Genomic DNA, 14,075 nt, shown 5'->3' on the forward strand with positions numbered 1-14,075 from the left:
CCTCAGTGTCGCAGTTCCAGCCAGCGGGACGACGGACGGCCGGTGCGAACGGGATATCGTCCGGACGGCGTACTCGCCATCGCTCCGGTCTCGTCGAACTGGCGGAACACCAGTGGGAGACGATCGAGCACGCTCTCGATCGTCGGTGCGGTGTGGAACGTCGTCTCGTTCCGCGCGTCGGGAAAGCCGTGAGAGACCGTGCCCTTCCACATGTCGGCGTCCCCGAGGACGTGGTGGTCGGCGCGACAGCGCTCCACGGTGATGACTACCGGTTCCGTCTCGTGGCGGAACCGGAGTTCCTCTCCGTGCGGATCTGCCTCACACGTCCACCCGGGCGGCGGATCGATGTGGGCAAGCGGGTCTTCCATGGGTATTCGTTAGCAGCGTATCCCGGAAGGTTCCGCTTCTGCCTGCCGGTGCCTGACGAATAAGTAGGGTAGGATCCCCCCTCTCGTAGGATGAGTATCGCGCTTCTCGACCGTTAATGCCGACGGTAACGACCGTTTCTCGTCGCCGCAGCAAGCCCCGATAGACGCACCCACGTCGGGACACCGGAGATAAACGAGCGGTTTATCCGGGCGATCGGCGCGTAGACATAACGACTGCGTAACAGTTTCCCCCGCTCTCGTAGCACCGCTCGACGGCGAGCGCGCTCTCGCGCACGTCTCGATCGAACTCCTCGGGGTCGTAGACGTGGTAGTAGCGCTCGACCACCTCGCCGCCGGGGAGCGTCCAGCCGACGGTCGTATCGAAACCCTCGGTCGCGTCGAACGTCGAATGGGTGACGCTCCAGACGCTCACGAGCGCCCGGCCGTCGGGCGCGAGCACCCGCGCGAGGTCGTCCAGGCTGGCCCGGCGGAGCGCCCTCGACGGGAGGTGGTGTAACGCGGCGACGTACACCGCGAGGTCGACGCCGTCGGTCCGAAGCGGGAGGCTCGACGCGTCGCCCTGCACGAGATCGAGGTCGAAGCCCCGCGTCGCGGCGCGCTCGCGGGTCGTCGCCAGCACGCCCCGACTCAGGTCGAGGCCGACGACGCGCTCGGCGCGCTCGGCGAGCAGTTCGGCGTGCCGCCCGTTCCCGCAGCCGAGGTCGAGCGCCGTTCGCACGCCCTCCGCTCCCTCGACGAACGCCTCGACCTCGGGCCAGGGGTACTCCCGCGTCTGTGCGAAGTGAGACGCGATGCGGTCGTACGTGTCTCGCACCGCCCGTCGGTCGGTCATCCTTCGTCCGGAGGGTCGCCGCCGACCGTGATGTAGCCACCGGTCGCCCACGCGGACGGTGGAGCGCGTCGACCGACGCCCGCTTCCGGGGGAGTCGAGGACGGCGATCGGGGATCAGATGATCCGCCTGCCGAGCGCGCTCGCGACGAGTTCGACCGCGAGTTCGGCGGTGCGGTTGTGCTGGTCGAGGATGGGGTTCACCTCGACGGCCTCGAGCGAGCGCAGGTCGCACTCGGCGACGACCTCCATCGCGGCGTGGGCCTCGCGGTAGGTGACGCCGCCCCGGACGGGCGTGCCGACGCCGGGTGCCTCGTCCGGGTCGAGCCAGTCGAGGTCGAGGCTGACGTGGACGCCGTCGGTCCCGCGCCCGGCGACGTCGAGCGCCTCCTCGGTCACGTCGATGACGCCGCGCTCGTCGATGTCGGTCATCGTGAACACGGTGACGTCGGTGTCGGACAGGGCCTCGCGCTCCGCGTCGTCGAGGCTGCGGACGCCCACGAGGGCGACGTTCTCGGGAGCGACGGTCGGGGCGCGCGCCCACTCGGCGTCGGCGAACTCGCCCTCCCCGAGGACGGCCGCGAGGGGCATCCCGTGGACGTTCCCGCTGGGGGAAGTGGCGGGCGTGTTGAAGTCGCCGTGGGCGTCGAACCAGACGACGCCGACGTCCCCCGTCCGGGCGCTCCCGTTGAGGCTCCCGATGGCGATGGAGTGATCGCCCCCCAGTATGAGCGGGACGGCGTCCTCCTCGAGCGTGGCGGCGACCTCCTCGGCGAGCCCCACGCAGACGGACTCGACCTCCGAGAGGTACTTCGCCCGTCCTCCCTCGGGTGAGGCGTCGGGGTCCCCCTGCTCCGGGTGGGTAACCGGGAGGTCGCCGACGTCGATGCAGGCGCGCGGGAGCGCGCCGATCGTCTCGGCGAGCCCCGCGTACCGGATCGCGGAGGGACCCATGTCCACCCCTCGCCGGTCCGCGCCGAGGTCCATCGGCGCGCCGATGATCTTGACGGGTCGTGACATGTCGGGGCGTACTCCGCCGGTCGGTTTAGGGACCGCGGTTCGACCCCGACCGGCGACCCCCTCCACGTTCGAACACTACCGTCGTCGAGTATGTAACGGAATTCGACGCGACGGAACGGAGAACGACTATACCCCTCCGTCGAGGGAGTGTCCGTACATGCGGCTGATCAAGCTGGTCGTTCCCCGCGCCAGGTGCGACGAGGCGGTGTCGGTGCTGGAGGCGGAGAACGTCGACTTCGTGCTCACGCGCGACGCCAGCGACGACGGGGAGACGGCGCTGCTGGAGTTCCCGCTACCGACCCAGGCGGTAGGGTTCGTCCTGGGGAAGCTCCGCGAGGCGGGGTTCGACGACGGACAGTACACCGTCATCGCCAGCGCGGAGACGGCGAAGACGGCCAACTTCGAGGACCTCGAGGACCGCTTCGTCGCGGGCGTCGAGGAGGACGACGCCGTCGCGACCGAGGAGATCCGCGCGAAGGCGTTCGACATGCACCGCGGCGCGCTCACCTACTACTCGATGACGGTGTTCAGCGCCATCGTCGCCGCGGCGGGCCTCCTGCTCGACTCGCCGGCGGTCGTGGTGGGCGCGATGGTCATCGCGCCGCAGGTCGGGTCGGCGATGACCGCGAGCGTCGGCATGGCGCTCGACGACCGCCGGATGACCTGGCTCGGGCTGAAGTCACAGGCGCTCGGCCTCGGGCTGGCGGTCGTCGCCGCGTTCGCGTTCGGCTACGCGCTCAAGACCGGTCAGTTCGTCACCGCCGTCCTCGACGTCTCGACGGTGAACCAGATCACCAAGCGCATCTCTCCCGGACTGCTGTCCCTGTCCGTCGCGCTCTGTGCGGGCGGTGCCGGGGCGTTCGGCCTCGCCACCGCGCTCCCCGTCTCGCTCGTGGGCGTGATGATCGCGGCGGCGCTCATCCCCGCCGCGGCGGCCGTCGGCATCGGCGTCGCGTGGGGGTTACCCTCGGTCGCGCTCGGCGCGTTCCTCCTGCTCGTCGTCAACGCCGTCGCGGTGAACCTCGCCGGGTTCCTCGTCCTCTGGTACCTCGGCTACCGGCCCGACGGGTGGACCGGCGGCGTGCGAGGGGCCCGCCGGTACGCGTCGCTCGCGGGGGCGTTTCTCCTCCTCGTCGGGACGTTCGCGCTCGCCGGGGGGCTGGTCGCCGACCAGGTCGCGTACAACAACGACGTCAACGAGGGCGTGTCGGCCGTGATCGAGGGACCGGAGTACCGACAGCTCGAGGTGTCGCAGGTGCAGACCGAGCTCAGCACGGTCGAGTATTTCGGCCAGCAGCCGAAGGTGACGGTGGTGGTGTCGCGCCCGGCGGGCGAGAGCTACCCGCTGCTCGCCGCCGACCTGGATCGGCAGATCGAGGAGGCGACCGGACGGTCGGTGCTCGTCGAGGTGCAGTTCACCGATCGCCTCCGTTCGGAGTAGGTGCGGGACCGCTGTCGCTCCGTTCTGGTCATCTGTAGGGAGCGCAGACCCGCGCGACGCCCTCCTCGAAGTCGATCCGCGGCTCCCAGCCGGTCGCCTCCCGCATCTTCGTCGCGTCGGCCTTCGTGTCGTGGACGTACACCGGGAGGGGGTTCTCGACGTACTCCGGTTCGACGTCGGTGCCGAGTTCGGCGTTGATCATGTCGATCATCTCGTTGAACGAGTAGCTCACGCCCGTTCCGAGGTTGTAGATCCCGCGGAGGCGGTGGTCGGCGGCGAGTTCGATCCCGCGGACGACGTCGTCGACGTGGGTGAAGTCGCGCGTCTGGGAGCCGTCGCCGAAGAGGACGGGCCGCTCGCCGTTCGCGATCTGGTGGGTGAACTGCGCGACCGTGTTCGCGTACTCGCCCTTGTGTTCCTCGTTACCGCTCTCGAAGCCCTGGTAGACCGAGAAGAAGCGCAGTCCGGCACACCGCACGCCGTAGTGGTTGTAGAAGTACTCGCCGTAGCGCTCTCTCGCGAGCTTCGAGGCCTCATAGCCCGTGTGCGCCTCGACGGGCATCGACTCGGGGGAGGGCTCCGTGCGCGACCCGTAGATCGAGGAGGTCGAGGCGTAGACGACCGTGTCACAGCCGTCCTCGCGGGCCTGATCGACGGTGTTGACGAACCCCTCGACGTTCACCCGTGCGCCGACGCGAGGGTTCTCCTCGTGCATCTTGTACGAGGAGAGCGCGGCGAGGTGGAAGACGACGTCCACGTCGGTGGGGAGGTCGTCGTCGAGAACGCTCGCCTCGACGAACTCGACGCCGTCGTCGAGGTTGTCGGGCGTGCCGAGATAGAGGTCGTCGACCGCGACGACGTCGTTCGACGCCGCGAGGTAGTTTGCGAGGTTCGACCCGATGAAACCGGCACCACCCGTCACGAGGACTCGCTTGCCGTCCATACTCCCTTCCCCATGTCGGAACACTAAGTAATACCGCCTTGCGCCCGTCTCACCGTCGGACTTATGGCGAGCAGTTTCAAATGATAAGCTATGTCATCAATCGAACTCACCTCGAGCCAGCGGGAGATACTGCAGGAACTCATCAACCTGTATGGGGTTTCGGAGCGAGCTGTAAAGGGCGAGGACATCGCGGCGAAGGTAGACCGTAACCCGGGCACCATCCGGAACCAGATGCAGAGCCTGAAGGCGCTCCAGCTGGTCGAGGGCGTCCCGGGACCGAAGGGCGGGTACAAACCGACGGCGACGGCCTACGAGGCGCTCGAACTCGAGCAGCTCGACGAACCGGCGGACGTCCCCTTCTACCACAACGGCGAGCGCGTCTCGGGGGCGAACGTCCAGGAGATCGACCTGACGAGCGTCCACCACCCCGAGCTCTGTCGCGCCGAGATCCGCCTGCACGGCTCCATCAAGGACTTCCACGAGGGCGACACCGTCGTCGTCGGCCCGACGCCGCGCTCGAAACTCCGCATCGAGGGCGTCCTCGACGGCAAGGACGACACGAACAACGTCCTCATCGTCTCGACGACCGGCATGGAAGCCCCGTCCGGCGAGGAAGCGCCCGAGCACTGAGCCGGGACGGAGTTCGCCCCGCTACCCGACTATCGCTCCCGCTCGACCCGTCGGTTCGAGAGTCCGTTTGCGACCGAATACCACGGCGAGAGTGCCGATAACCGTTCCAAAGCCTTTGTATCCGAGGGGGTTGGAGGGGTGGACATGACGGAAAACGTCGTCGTCCTCGGATCCGGGTACGCCGGGGCCGGCGCGGTCAAGAGTATCGAAGAGAACCTCGGTGACCGGGTCGACCTCACCTGGATCTCCGACGTGGACTACCACCTCGTGCTCCACGAGGCCCACCGCGTCATCAGCGATCCGTCGGTCAAGGAGAAGATCGCCATCCCCGTCGAGGAGATCAAGGCCCCCTCGACCCGCTTCATCCAGGCGGAGGTCACCGGCATCGACACCGACGACCGCGAGATCGAACTCGACGACGGAACGACCGTCAACTACGACTACTGCGTCGTCGCCATCGGCTCGCGAACCGCCTTCTTCGGCATCGAGGGGCTGCAGGAACACGCCTACACCCTCAAGTCGCTCGACGACGCGCTCGCGATCCACGACGCCGTCAAGCAGGCCGCACGCGAGGCCTCCCGGAGCGACCGCGCGCAGATCGTCGTCGGCGGCGCGGGCCTCTCCGGCATCCAGACCGCCGGCCAGATCGCCGAGTTCCGCGACAGGCACCGCGCGCCGATCGACATCCACCTCGTCGAGGGCCTCGACAGCGTCTTCCCGCCGGGCGAACCCGAACTCCAGGAACGGCTCGACGAGATGCTCCGCGAGCGCGACATCAACATCATGACCGGCGAGTTCATCGGGGAGGTCGACGAGGACACGGTCTACATCGGCGACGACACGGAACTGCCGTACGACGTGCTCATCTGGACCGGCGGCATCACCGGTCAGGGGGTCGCGGAGAACCTCGACATCGGGCAGGACGAGCGCAGCCACCGCCTCACCACCTCCTCCACGTTCCAGACGAGCGACGAGCGGGTCTTCGCCATCGGCGACTCCGCGCTCGTCGAGCAGTTGAACGGCGACCCCGCCCCGCCCACCGCACAGGCGGCCTGGCAGGCGGCCGAGGTCGTCGGCGAGAACGTAAAGCGCGCGATGAACGGACAGCCGCTCAGGGAGTGGGAGCACGTCGACAAGGGGACGCTCATCTCCGTCGGCGAGGAGGCCGTCGCCTACGACGTCAAGCCGGTCAACGGCTTCTCGCTCCCGGTGAAGCTGTTCGGCGGGTTCCCCGCCGAGGCGCTCAAGAAGTCGGTCGCCTCGCGCTGGATCAACACCATCACCGGCCCCGGTCGCGCCGCGAAGGCGTGGCCGGACATGTAAGACCACCTTTTTACGCCTCGGGTTTCCTCGCTCGGTCTTCGACCTCGCTGCGGGAACCGCTCGGCGCAAAAGTCCGGACCAAAAAACGCCGCTCGCTCGTTTCACTCGCTCGCGGTATGACACGGAGCGTACCGCGGCTGCTGTCGGCTCGAAGTCTGCCGAACGTTTATAACTGAGAGCGGGACCAGACTTTCCCGTGACCTGAGAGTCGCCGCGGGGCGAGCGCGGTTGTGCGACGTCGCGTCCCGCGGAGCGGTCGCGGTGCCGACGTCGCCTGTACGCCAGGAGGTTTTGCCGGGGAGCGAGGCGAGCGGCCGCAGCAAAACCTCCACCAGAACCGCGGCTCTCCCCGTGGTCGTTCGGCGCGTCCGCTCGCTCGGCCGTCGGCCTCACTCGCGGGTGCTCGACGCCACGCCCCGCGACCCCTGGCGGGGGGTCGCCCGTTCGCCCGCCCGGCCTACCCGTCGGACCGGTTCTTGTAGTCGCGCTGTTCGACCTCCTCGACCGGGTAGCCCGCCTCCCGCCAGGCGGTGAACCCCCCGTCCAGGTGGGCCACGTCCTCGAAACCCATCTCGCGCAGGCGCTCGGCGGCGAGCGCCGAGCGGCCCGCCTCGTTACAGAACAACACGTAGCGCCGCCGCGGGTCGAAGTAGTCCCGGTAGTACTTCGTCTCGGGGTCCGCCCAGAACTCGAGCATCCCGCGCGGCGCGTGCTTCGCGCCCGGGATCGTCCCCTCGATCCACAGCTCGCGCACGTCGCGGATGTCGAGGAGCGTCACGTCCTCGTCGTCGTACACCTCGCGAACGTCCTCGATAGAGATGCGCTCTACGTTCCGTTCGGCCGCCTCGGCCATCCCCCACGCGGTACGGCGCAGTTCGGTCATCTCCGTGTGGTGCGGGGACGAGTGACAAAGGTCTGTCGGATGGCGCTCAGTCGAGCGAGAGCCCGGCGTGCCAGCGGTCGGCCCCCGCCTCGGCCGTGACGGCGTCCATCCGCGCGAGCAGGTGGACCGCGAGGTTCGCCGTCTCGACGGCGCGGCGCTGCCCCTCGACCCGGAACTCGTCGGTCACGCGGTTCGCGTAGACCGCGCACACCGCCCCCGCGCGGAGCCCGTAGACGTTCGCCAGCGTGAAGATCGCGCTCGCCTCCATCTCGAAGTTCTTCACGTTCGCGTCGCGCATCTCCTCGAACAGCGCCGTCCCCTCGGCGGTGACGTACCCCCCGAAGCCGGGGCGGCCCTGTCCCGCGTAGAAGGAGTCCGTCGAGGCAGTGAGCCCGACGTGGTAGTCGTAGCCGAGGCGCTCGGCGGCGGCGACGAGCGCCGTCACGACCTCGTGGTCGGCGACCGCGGGGTACGTCTCGCGGACGTACGCCGCGCTGGTCCCCTCCTGCCGGACGCCGCCGGAGGAGACGACGAGATCGCCGATCTCGATCCCGGGCTGGATCGCGCCGCAGGAACCGACGCGGACGAAGGTGTCCGCGCCCACCTCCGCGAGCTCCTCGACGGCGATCGCGGCCGACGGACTCCCGATACCCGTCGAGGTGACGGAGATCGGCGTCCCCTCGTACGTCCCGGTGACGGTGCGGTACTCGCGGTGGGAGGCGACCTCCTCTGCGGTGTCCCAGCCGGCGATGATCCGATCCACTCGCTCGGTGTCCCCCGGGAGGAGGACCGTCCGGGCGACGTCGCCCGGCCCCGCCTCGATGTGGTACTGCACGTCGTCTGCGTCGCTCATGTCCGTCGTTCCGGGGCGGCGGACAAATAGCCGGGGGATTACCGCGCTACCGTTCGCCGGCGGCCTCGAGCGTGTCGAGCGAGATCGCGTTCGGGAGGAGGTCGCCGAGCGCGTACTCGCGGATCGAATCGCCCTCGTCACAGAGCACCGGGAGGTCCTCCCCGCAGAACTCGACGAGCGTCTGCCGGCACATCCCGCAGGGGGTGACGCCGTCCCGCGCGCCGGAGGTGACGGCGATGCGCGTGAACTCGGCGTGGCCGTTCTTGACCGCCTCGGCGACGGCGACCTCCTCGGCGTGCAGCGAGTTCGAGTAGTTCGCGTTCTCGATGTTACAGCCAGTGTAGACGGTGCCGTCGGCGGTCTCGAGTGCGGCACCCACGCGGTACCCTGAGTAGGGGACGTAGGCGTCCGCGAGGGCCTCCCGGGCGAGTTCGACGAGTCCGGTCGCGTCCATGGCTGGCGTTCACGGTGCCGGGGGAAATAGCCTCCGCCGCGGCGGACGACGGAGACGACGGACGCCGTCGCCGTCTGCCGTCAGTCCTCGCCGGACTCGTAGTGCTCGCCGGCGGCCTTCGGGATCCGCGTCCGACCGACGAGCGCCAGCACGACGATCACCGTGAGGTACGGGATCGTCTGGATGAGCGTATCCGAGACGGCGATCCCGCCGAACTGGAGCTGCGTCTGCACGGACTGGAGGCCGGAGAACAGGAACGTCGAGAGGAACGCCCCGATCGGGTTGTAGTTCCCGAACAGGTACGCCACGATGGCGATGAACCCGCGACCGCCGACCATCGTCTGCCCGCCGCCGATGAACGTGCCGAGGCCGAGCGAGAGCGACGCGCCGCCGACACCGGCGAACACGCCGGAGAGCAGGACCGCGGCGTAGCGGATCCGATGGACGCTCACGCCCACGGTGTCGAGCGCCTTCGGGTTCTCGCCGCTCGCGACGACCCACCGGCCGAAGGCGGTTCGGTTGAGGACGTACCACGCGACGGCCACCGCGACGAACATGAGGTACACCGACGCGCTCAGGTCGAACCCCGCGACCTGCCACTCGGGCAGCGTCGGGACGTTCGACGGGTCGACGTTCTTCGAATCGTAGATGACCTGGGCGGCGAACGGGGCGAACCCGAGCGCGACGAGCCAGATCGCCAGCCCGGCGATGATCTGATCCGCGCGGAACTCGATACAGACGACGGCGAAGACGGCCGCGAGCAGCACGCTCGCGAGGGTGCCGATCGCCATTCCGGCCCAGACGTTCCCGTTCGTCACGTCCGCCCCGTAGACGGCGGCGAACGCGGAGACGATGAGCAACCCCTCGAGGCCGATGTTGATCACGCCGCTCTTCTCCGCGAAGATGCCGCCGAGGGCGGCCAGACAGATCGGCACCGAGAGGCGCAGCGTCGCCTCGACCGTGCTCGGTCTGGTCAGAACGGCGTACAGCACGCCCGCGACGCTGGCGGGGAACAGAGTCCCGGCGAGCGCGAGCGCCGCGAGCGTCGCGAGCGCCGCGAGCGCGATGTACCCCCGCGCGGAGAGGTCGCGGACGCGACCGACCGGGTCGAACGTCTCGTTACTCACCGCGATCACCTCCGTCATCCCCCCCGTCTCCCTCCACCGCGGTACCGCCGTCCGTGGCGACGGTCCGCCCGGAGCGTCCGCCGGCGGCCGTCACCCGTCTGCCGACGAGCCGGAAGAACTCCGGCATGGCTACGAACAGGATGATGAGACCGCGGAGCACGTCGACCAGTTCCGGCGGCACGTTGGTCGCCTGCACCGACAGCGCCCCGTTCTTCAGGACGCCGAACAGGAACGCGGCCGGGAGCACTCCCAGCGGGTTGTTCCCGGCGAGAATGGAGACGGTGATGCCGTCGAACCCGTAGGACGGGACCGAGGCCCCGAAGTACCCGAAGTAGAGGAGGACGTACACCGTCCCGCCGAGGCCGCCGAGCGCGCCCGACAGCGCCATGCTGGAGACGACGGTGCGCTTCGCGTTCACGCCGCCGTACTCCGCGGCCTCCGGCTGGATGCCGCTCGTCCGCAGGTCGAACCCGAACGACGTGCGTTCGAGCATCAGGTAGACGCCGACGCCGAGAACGACGCCGAGGCCGAGCGCCAGCAGCGAGAACGGGGTTCGGGGATCGAACGCGACGGTCGGGAACGAGGCGAACGCGGGGAGCGTCGCGGTCTTCGTCGCCACGGCGTCGGGGTCCTGGAAGTACGTCCGCACGAGGTACAGCGCGACCAGCGACGCGACGAAGTTGAGCATGATCGTCGTGATGACCTCGTTGGAGTCGGCGTAGGCCTTGAGCGCCCCCGGGATCGCCCCGTAGAGGCCGCCGAAGAGCGCGCCCACGAGGAGACCGAGGGGCAGGACGACGAGCGTCCCGACCGCCCCCGAGAGGTGGGGTGAAACCGCGAGCATGGCGACGGTGCTCGCCAGCCCGCCGACGACGAGCTGTCCCTGCGTCCCGATGTTGAAGATCCCCGCACGGAACGCGACCGCCACCGACAACCCCGTGAACAGGAGCACCGTCGTCTCGGCCAGCGTCCGGGCCATCTGCGCGTTGAACGGCGACCAGCCGGTCTGGATCGGCGGCGCGAACTGCCCGTGCAGCGGGTCGAAGTAGGGGTTGATCGGGTTCCCGAGCGCCCCGAGGAACAGCCTGTCGTACACCGCCGCCGGGTCGTAGCAGAACCCGACGCCGACGTACGTGACCGCCGGTCGCGCGCACGTCGCCGTTCGACCGGCCGCGAGGACGATGACGGCACCGACGAGGATCGAGAGCGCGAGCGCCGCGAGGCTGATCAGGAGCCGCTCCGTCGCGGACGACTCCGCGAACCGCCGGAGGATCGCCTCGCCCCGGTCGCGGGCGCTCATCGCTCGCCCCCGGCCTCGGCCTCCCGATCGCGCGGCGGGTTCAGCTCAGTCCCCTCTCCCGCGTCGGGACGCTCGGGACGCTCCCCGGCCATCAGGAGGCCGATCTCCTCCTCCGACGCGACGGCCGGATCGACGACGGCCATGATCCGGCCGTCGTGCATCACCGCGAGGCGGTCCGAGAGGCCACGCACCTCGTCCAGGTGCGCCGAGACGAGTACCACCCCGACCCCCTCGTCGCGGAGTCCGAGGAGCCGCTCGTGGATGAACTCCGTCGAGCCGATGTCCACGCCGCGCGTGGGGTGGGTCGCGACGACGACCGTCGGGTCGCGCGCGAACTCACGGCCGACGATGAACTTCTGCTGGTTGCCGCCGGAGAGCGAGCGCGCTTCGGCGTCCGGGTCGGGCGGGCGCACGTCGAACGTCGAGATGATCTCCTCTGCGTGGCCGCGGGCGCGCCGCCAGTCGACGCGCCCGCCGCGCGAGTACGGCTCGCGGTGCTGGTTCCCGAGCAGGCCGTTCTCCACGAGGTCGAAGTCCATCACGAGGCCGCGCTCGTGGCGGTCCTCGGGGACGTAGGCCATGCCGTCGGCGATGCGCTCGCGGCGCGACTCGTCGGTGACGTCCCGCCCGTCGAGCGTCACGCGCCCCGCGTCGGGTCGGCGGAGGCCGGTGACCGCCTCGACGAGTTCGGACTGGCCGTTGCCGTCGACGCCGGCAATGCCGAAGATCTCGCCGGCGCGAACCTCGAACGAGACGCCGGAGACGGCCTCGACCCCCCGGTCGTCCGAGACGACCAGGTCCTCGACCCCGAAGACGCGCTCGCCGGGTGACCCCGGCGAGCGCTCCACGTCGAGCAGGACCTCCCTGCCGACCATCATCCGGGCGAGCGACTCGCGGTCGGTCTCGGCGGCGGCGACGGTGCCCACGTTCCGACCGTCGCGGAGGACGGTGATCTCGTCGGCCGCGTGCATCGCCTCGCCGAGCTTGTGCGTGATGAAGATGACCGTCTTCCCCTGGGCCGTCAGTTCCTCGAAGACACGAAAGAGGTCATCGACCTCCTGGGGCGTGAGCACGGCCGTCGGCTCGTCGAGGACGAGCACGTCCGCGCCCCGGTACAGCGCCTTCAGGATCTCGACGCGCTGCTGGACGCCGACGCCCACCGCCTCGATGCGCGCCCCGGGATCGACGTCGAACCCGTAGCGGTCGCTCAGTTCGCGGACCTCACGCTCGGCCCGCTCGCGGTCCACGGCGAGGCCGAACCACTTGTGGGGCTCGTGTCCGAGCGTGATGTTCTCGGCGACGGTCATCGGGTCCACGAGCATGAAGTGCTGGTGGATCATCCCCACTCCGGCGTCGATGGCGTCGCTCGGCGTGTCGAACTCGCGGGGCTCGCCGTCGACGACGATCCGCCCCTCGTTCGGGCGGTACAGCCCGTAGAGGACGTTCATCAGCGTGGTCTTTCCCGCGCCGTTCTCGCCGAGGAGCGCGTGGACCGTGCCGCACTCGACGGCGAGGTCGACGTCGTCGTTCGCGACGACGCCCGGAAATCGCTTCGTGATCCCGTCGAGGTGGACGGCGCTCGTCATGGGCGGTCTGTGTGGGACTCCATCACCTGCCTGTACCGGTTAGACCTGCGACGGATCGGTGGGGACCTCTATCTCCCCGCCGACGAGTTGCTCTCTGACCTGTTCGACGCTGTCCTTGACCGCGGAGGGGATGTCGCCGCCGATCTGCTGGCCGTAGACGGCCGCGACGCCCTCCTGTTCGAGGCCGAGCGTGGTCGTCTCGCCGCCGGCGAACTCGCCGCTGACGGTCGCCTCCACGGAGTTGTAGACGGCCGTGTCGACGCGCTTGACCATGCTCGCGAGGATGACGTCGGCGTACCCCTCCTTGGTCACCGACTGATCGCGGTCGACCCCGATGGCGAATCGCCCGGCCTCCTGGGCCGCCTGAAAGACGCCCGTCCCGGTGTTCCCGGCGGCGTGGTAGACGATGTCCGCCCCCTGGTTGTACATCGCCAAGGCGGCCTCCTTGCCGCCCGAGGGGTTGTTGAAGTCGCCGACGTAGCTCGTCAGGACCTCGACGTCGGGGTCGGCGTTCTTCACGCCGGCCTCGAATCCGGCCTCGAACCGGCCGATGAGCGAGCCCTCGACGCCGCCGACGAAGCCCACCGTCGGGTCGCCGTTCGTCTCGCCCGCGCCGGCGCTGAACTCCCGGGTCGTCAGCAGTCCGGCCATCTGCCCGACGAGGAACGAGCCCTCCTCCTCGCGGAAGACGTAGCTCGCGACGTTCTCGGCGTCGACCGACTCGTCGACGATCATGAAGCTCTGCTCGGGATACTGGGGTGCGGTCTCCGACAGCGAGTCCTTCTGGAGGAACCCGATGCAGCAGACGAGGTCGTACTCGCCACTCGAAGCGAGCTCCTGCTGGAACGTGCTGAACTGCGAGACTTCGTCCGGCTGGCGCTGCTCGTAGGCGATGTTCAGCTCCTCCTCCGCCTGCTTGATGCCCTGCCGGGCCTGATCGTTGAACGAGCCGTCGCCGAGGCCGCCGGTCGCGTAGACGATGCCGATGTTCGCTTCGGCCTCGCCGGAGCCGCCGCCGGTCCCGTTCGAGTCGTTACCGCTGCCGTTGTCGCCGCCGGAGCCGCCGTCTCCGGTCGGTCCGCCGGTGCAGCCGGCGAGGCCGGCCGCCGCTACGATGCCCGCTCCCGTCAGGAAATCACGCCTCTCCATGGCTATAGACACCTATGCGTGAATCCGTAACGGACCCTGAATAAGTACGTCGTTTCACAGTCCGCCCTGTCGCATCGTCACACGCGTTATTATTTCGACGATCAGTGGACGAATCTACCCTCGACGGCACGTCTCCACCGGGGGGACG

At 69.2% G+C, this 14,075-nt stretch carries 14 protein-coding genes; 3 read left to right on the forward strand and 11 right to left on the reverse strand.

The genetic code is table 11. The features are described 5' to 3' along the window. Window positions 1–2 precede the first annotated feature (2 nt). The 3 genes from P1K31_RS03890 to rocF form a co-directional block, all read right to left on the reverse strand. Window positions 3–368 carry a hypothetical protein gene (locus tag P1K31_RS03890; protein ID WP_276304967.1) on the reverse strand — a complete coding sequence of 122 codons (366 nt, stop codon included), beginning with the start codon at window positions 366–368 and terminating at the stop codon, window positions 3–5. A gap of 202 nt (window positions 369–570) precedes the next feature. Next, complete coding sequence (locus tag P1K31_RS03895) at window positions 571–1,221, reverse strand: class I SAM-dependent methyltransferase (protein WP_276304968.1); 651 nt, start codon at window positions 1,219–1,221, stop codon at window positions 571–573. A gap of 114 nt (window positions 1,222–1,335) precedes the next feature. Beyond that, complete coding sequence (rocF, locus tag P1K31_RS03900) at window positions 1,336–2,238, reverse strand: arginase (protein WP_276304969.1); 903 nt, start codon at window positions 2,236–2,238, stop codon at window positions 1,336–1,338. A gap of 157 nt (window positions 2,239–2,395) precedes the next feature. Here rocF and P1K31_RS03905 point away from each other — a divergent pair, with 157 nt between their 5' ends. Continuing rightward, the gene (locus tag P1K31_RS03905; protein ID WP_276304970.1) at window positions 2,396–3,679 is read left to right on the forward strand and encodes a TIGR00341 family protein; all 1,284 of its coding nucleotides are present in this window, start codon (window positions 2,396–2,398) and stop codon (window positions 3,677–3,679) included. A 28-nt stretch (window positions 3,680–3,707) separates the two neighbouring features. Here P1K31_RS03905 and P1K31_RS03910 read toward each other — a convergent pair whose 3' ends face one another. After that, complete coding sequence (locus P1K31_RS03910; RefSeq protein ID WP_276304971.1) at window positions 3,708–4,622, reverse strand: NAD-dependent epimerase/dehydratase family protein; 915 nt, start codon at window positions 4,620–4,622, stop codon at window positions 3,708–3,710. Between the two features lie 90 nt (window positions 4,623–4,712). Between P1K31_RS03910 and P1K31_RS03915 the strand changes: the two genes are divergently transcribed. Further along, entirely contained in the window at window positions 4,713–5,252 is a 540-nt protein-coding gene (locus tag P1K31_RS03915) for an HTH domain-containing protein (RefSeq protein ID WP_276304972.1), read from the forward strand. Between the two features lie 144 nt (window positions 5,253–5,396). After that, on the forward strand, window positions 5,397–6,575 hold the full coding sequence (locus tag P1K31_RS03920) for an NAD(P)/FAD-dependent oxidoreductase (protein WP_276304973.1): 1,179 nt from the start codon (window positions 5,397–5,399) through the stop codon (window positions 6,573–6,575). A gap of 457 nt (window positions 6,576–7,032) precedes the next feature. Here P1K31_RS03920 and P1K31_RS03925 read toward each other — a convergent pair whose 3' ends face one another. From P1K31_RS03925 to P1K31_RS03955, 7 genes are all read right to left on the reverse strand, one after another. Then, window positions 7,033–7,458: a rhodanese-like domain-containing protein gene (locus P1K31_RS03925; protein WP_276304974.1), complete on the reverse strand. Its 426-nt coding sequence runs from the start codon at window positions 7,456–7,458 to the stop codon at window positions 7,033–7,035. Between the two features lie 46 nt (window positions 7,459–7,504). Further along, a complete protein-coding gene (locus tag P1K31_RS03930) occupies window positions 7,505–8,311 on the reverse strand; it encodes a nucleoside phosphorylase (protein ID WP_276304975.1) in 807 nt (268 codons plus the stop codon). 46 nt (window positions 8,312–8,357) lie between these two features. Next, window positions 8,358–8,765 carry a cytidine deaminase gene (cdd, locus tag P1K31_RS03935; RefSeq protein ID WP_276304976.1) on the reverse strand — a complete coding sequence of 136 codons (408 nt, stop codon included), beginning with the start codon at window positions 8,763–8,765 and terminating at the stop codon, window positions 8,358–8,360. Between the two features lie 80 nt (window positions 8,766–8,845). Then, on the reverse strand, window positions 8,846–9,910 hold the full coding sequence (locus P1K31_RS03940; protein WP_379793835.1) for an ABC transporter permease: 1,065 nt from the start codon (window positions 9,908–9,910) through the stop codon (window positions 8,846–8,848). Continuing rightward, window positions 9,885–11,192 (reverse strand): ABC transporter permease, encoded by a 1,308-nt coding sequence (locus P1K31_RS03945; protein WP_276304978.1) that lies wholly within the window; start codon window positions 11,190–11,192, stop codon window positions 9,885–9,887. Before P1K31_RS03945 ends, P1K31_RS03940 begins: the two co-directional genes overlap by 26 nt. Further along, on the reverse strand, window positions 11,189–12,778 hold the full coding sequence (locus P1K31_RS03950) for an ABC transporter ATP-binding protein (RefSeq protein ID WP_276304979.1): 1,590 nt from the start codon (window positions 12,776–12,778) through the stop codon (window positions 11,189–11,191). The genes P1K31_RS03945 and P1K31_RS03950 overlap by 4 nt, the downstream gene beginning before the upstream one ends. 39 nt (window positions 12,779–12,817) lie before the next feature. Next, window positions 12,818–13,927 carry a BMP family lipoprotein gene (locus P1K31_RS03955; protein WP_276304980.1) on the reverse strand — a complete coding sequence of 370 codons (1,110 nt, stop codon included), beginning with the start codon at window positions 13,925–13,927 and terminating at the stop codon, window positions 12,818–12,820. Between the last annotated feature and the right edge of the window lie 148 nt (window positions 13,928–14,075).

It is taken from the genome of Halomarina halobia (assembly GCF_029338575.1).
In the GTDB taxonomy this organism is placed as follows: Archaea; Halobacteriota; Halobacteria; order Halobacteriales; family Haloarculaceae; genus Halomarina; species Halomarina halobia.

Coding starts and splice junctions, on each gene's coding strand:
- P1K31_RS03915 (WP_276304972.1), top strand. CDS start 4,713: ATGTCATCAATCGAACTCACCTCGAGCCAGCGGGAGATACTGCAGGAA.
- P1K31_RS03930 (WP_276304975.1), bottom strand. CDS start 8,311: ATGAGCGACGCAGACGACGTGCAGTACCACATCGAGGCGGGGCCGGGC.
- P1K31_RS03920 (WP_276304973.1), top strand. CDS start 5,397: ATGACGGAAAACGTCGTCGTCCTCGGATCCGGGTACGCCGGGGCCGGC.
- P1K31_RS03945 (WP_276304978.1), bottom strand. CDS start 11,192: ATGAGCGCCCGCGACCGGGGCGAGGCGATCCTCCGGCGGTTCGCGGAG.
- P1K31_RS03950 (WP_276304979.1), bottom strand. CDS start 12,778: ATGACGAGCGCCGTCCACCTCGACGGGATCACGAAGCGATTTCCGGGC.
- P1K31_RS03955 (WP_276304980.1), bottom strand. CDS start 13,927: ATGGAGAGGCGTGATTTCCTGACGGGAGCGGGCATCGTAGCGGCGGCC.
- P1K31_RS03890 (WP_276304967.1), bottom strand. CDS start 368: ATGGAAGACCCGCTTGCCCACATCGATCCGCCGCCCGGGTGGACGTGT.
- P1K31_RS03925 (WP_276304974.1), bottom strand. CDS start 7,458: ATGACCGAACTGCGCCGTACCGCGTGGGGGATGGCCGAGGCGGCCGAA.
- rocF (WP_276304969.1), bottom strand. CDS start 2,238: ATGTCACGACCCGTCAAGATCATCGGCGCGCCGATGGACCTCGGCGCG.
- P1K31_RS03895 (WP_276304968.1), bottom strand. CDS start 1,221: ATGACCGACCGACGGGCGGTGCGAGACACGTACGACCGCATCGCGTCT.
- P1K31_RS03905 (WP_276304970.1), top strand. CDS start 2,396: ATGCGGCTGATCAAGCTGGTCGTTCCCCGCGCCAGGTGCGACGAGGCG.
- P1K31_RS03940 (WP_379793835.1), bottom strand. CDS start 9,910: ATGACGGAGGTGATCGCGGTGAGTAACGAGACGTTCGACCCGGTCGGT.
- cdd (WP_276304976.1), bottom strand. CDS start 8,765: ATGGACGCGACCGGACTCGTCGAACTCGCCCGGGAGGCCCTCGCGGAC.
- P1K31_RS03910 (WP_276304971.1), bottom strand. CDS start 4,622: ATGGACGGCAAGCGAGTCCTCGTGACGGGTGGTGCCGGTTTCATCGGG.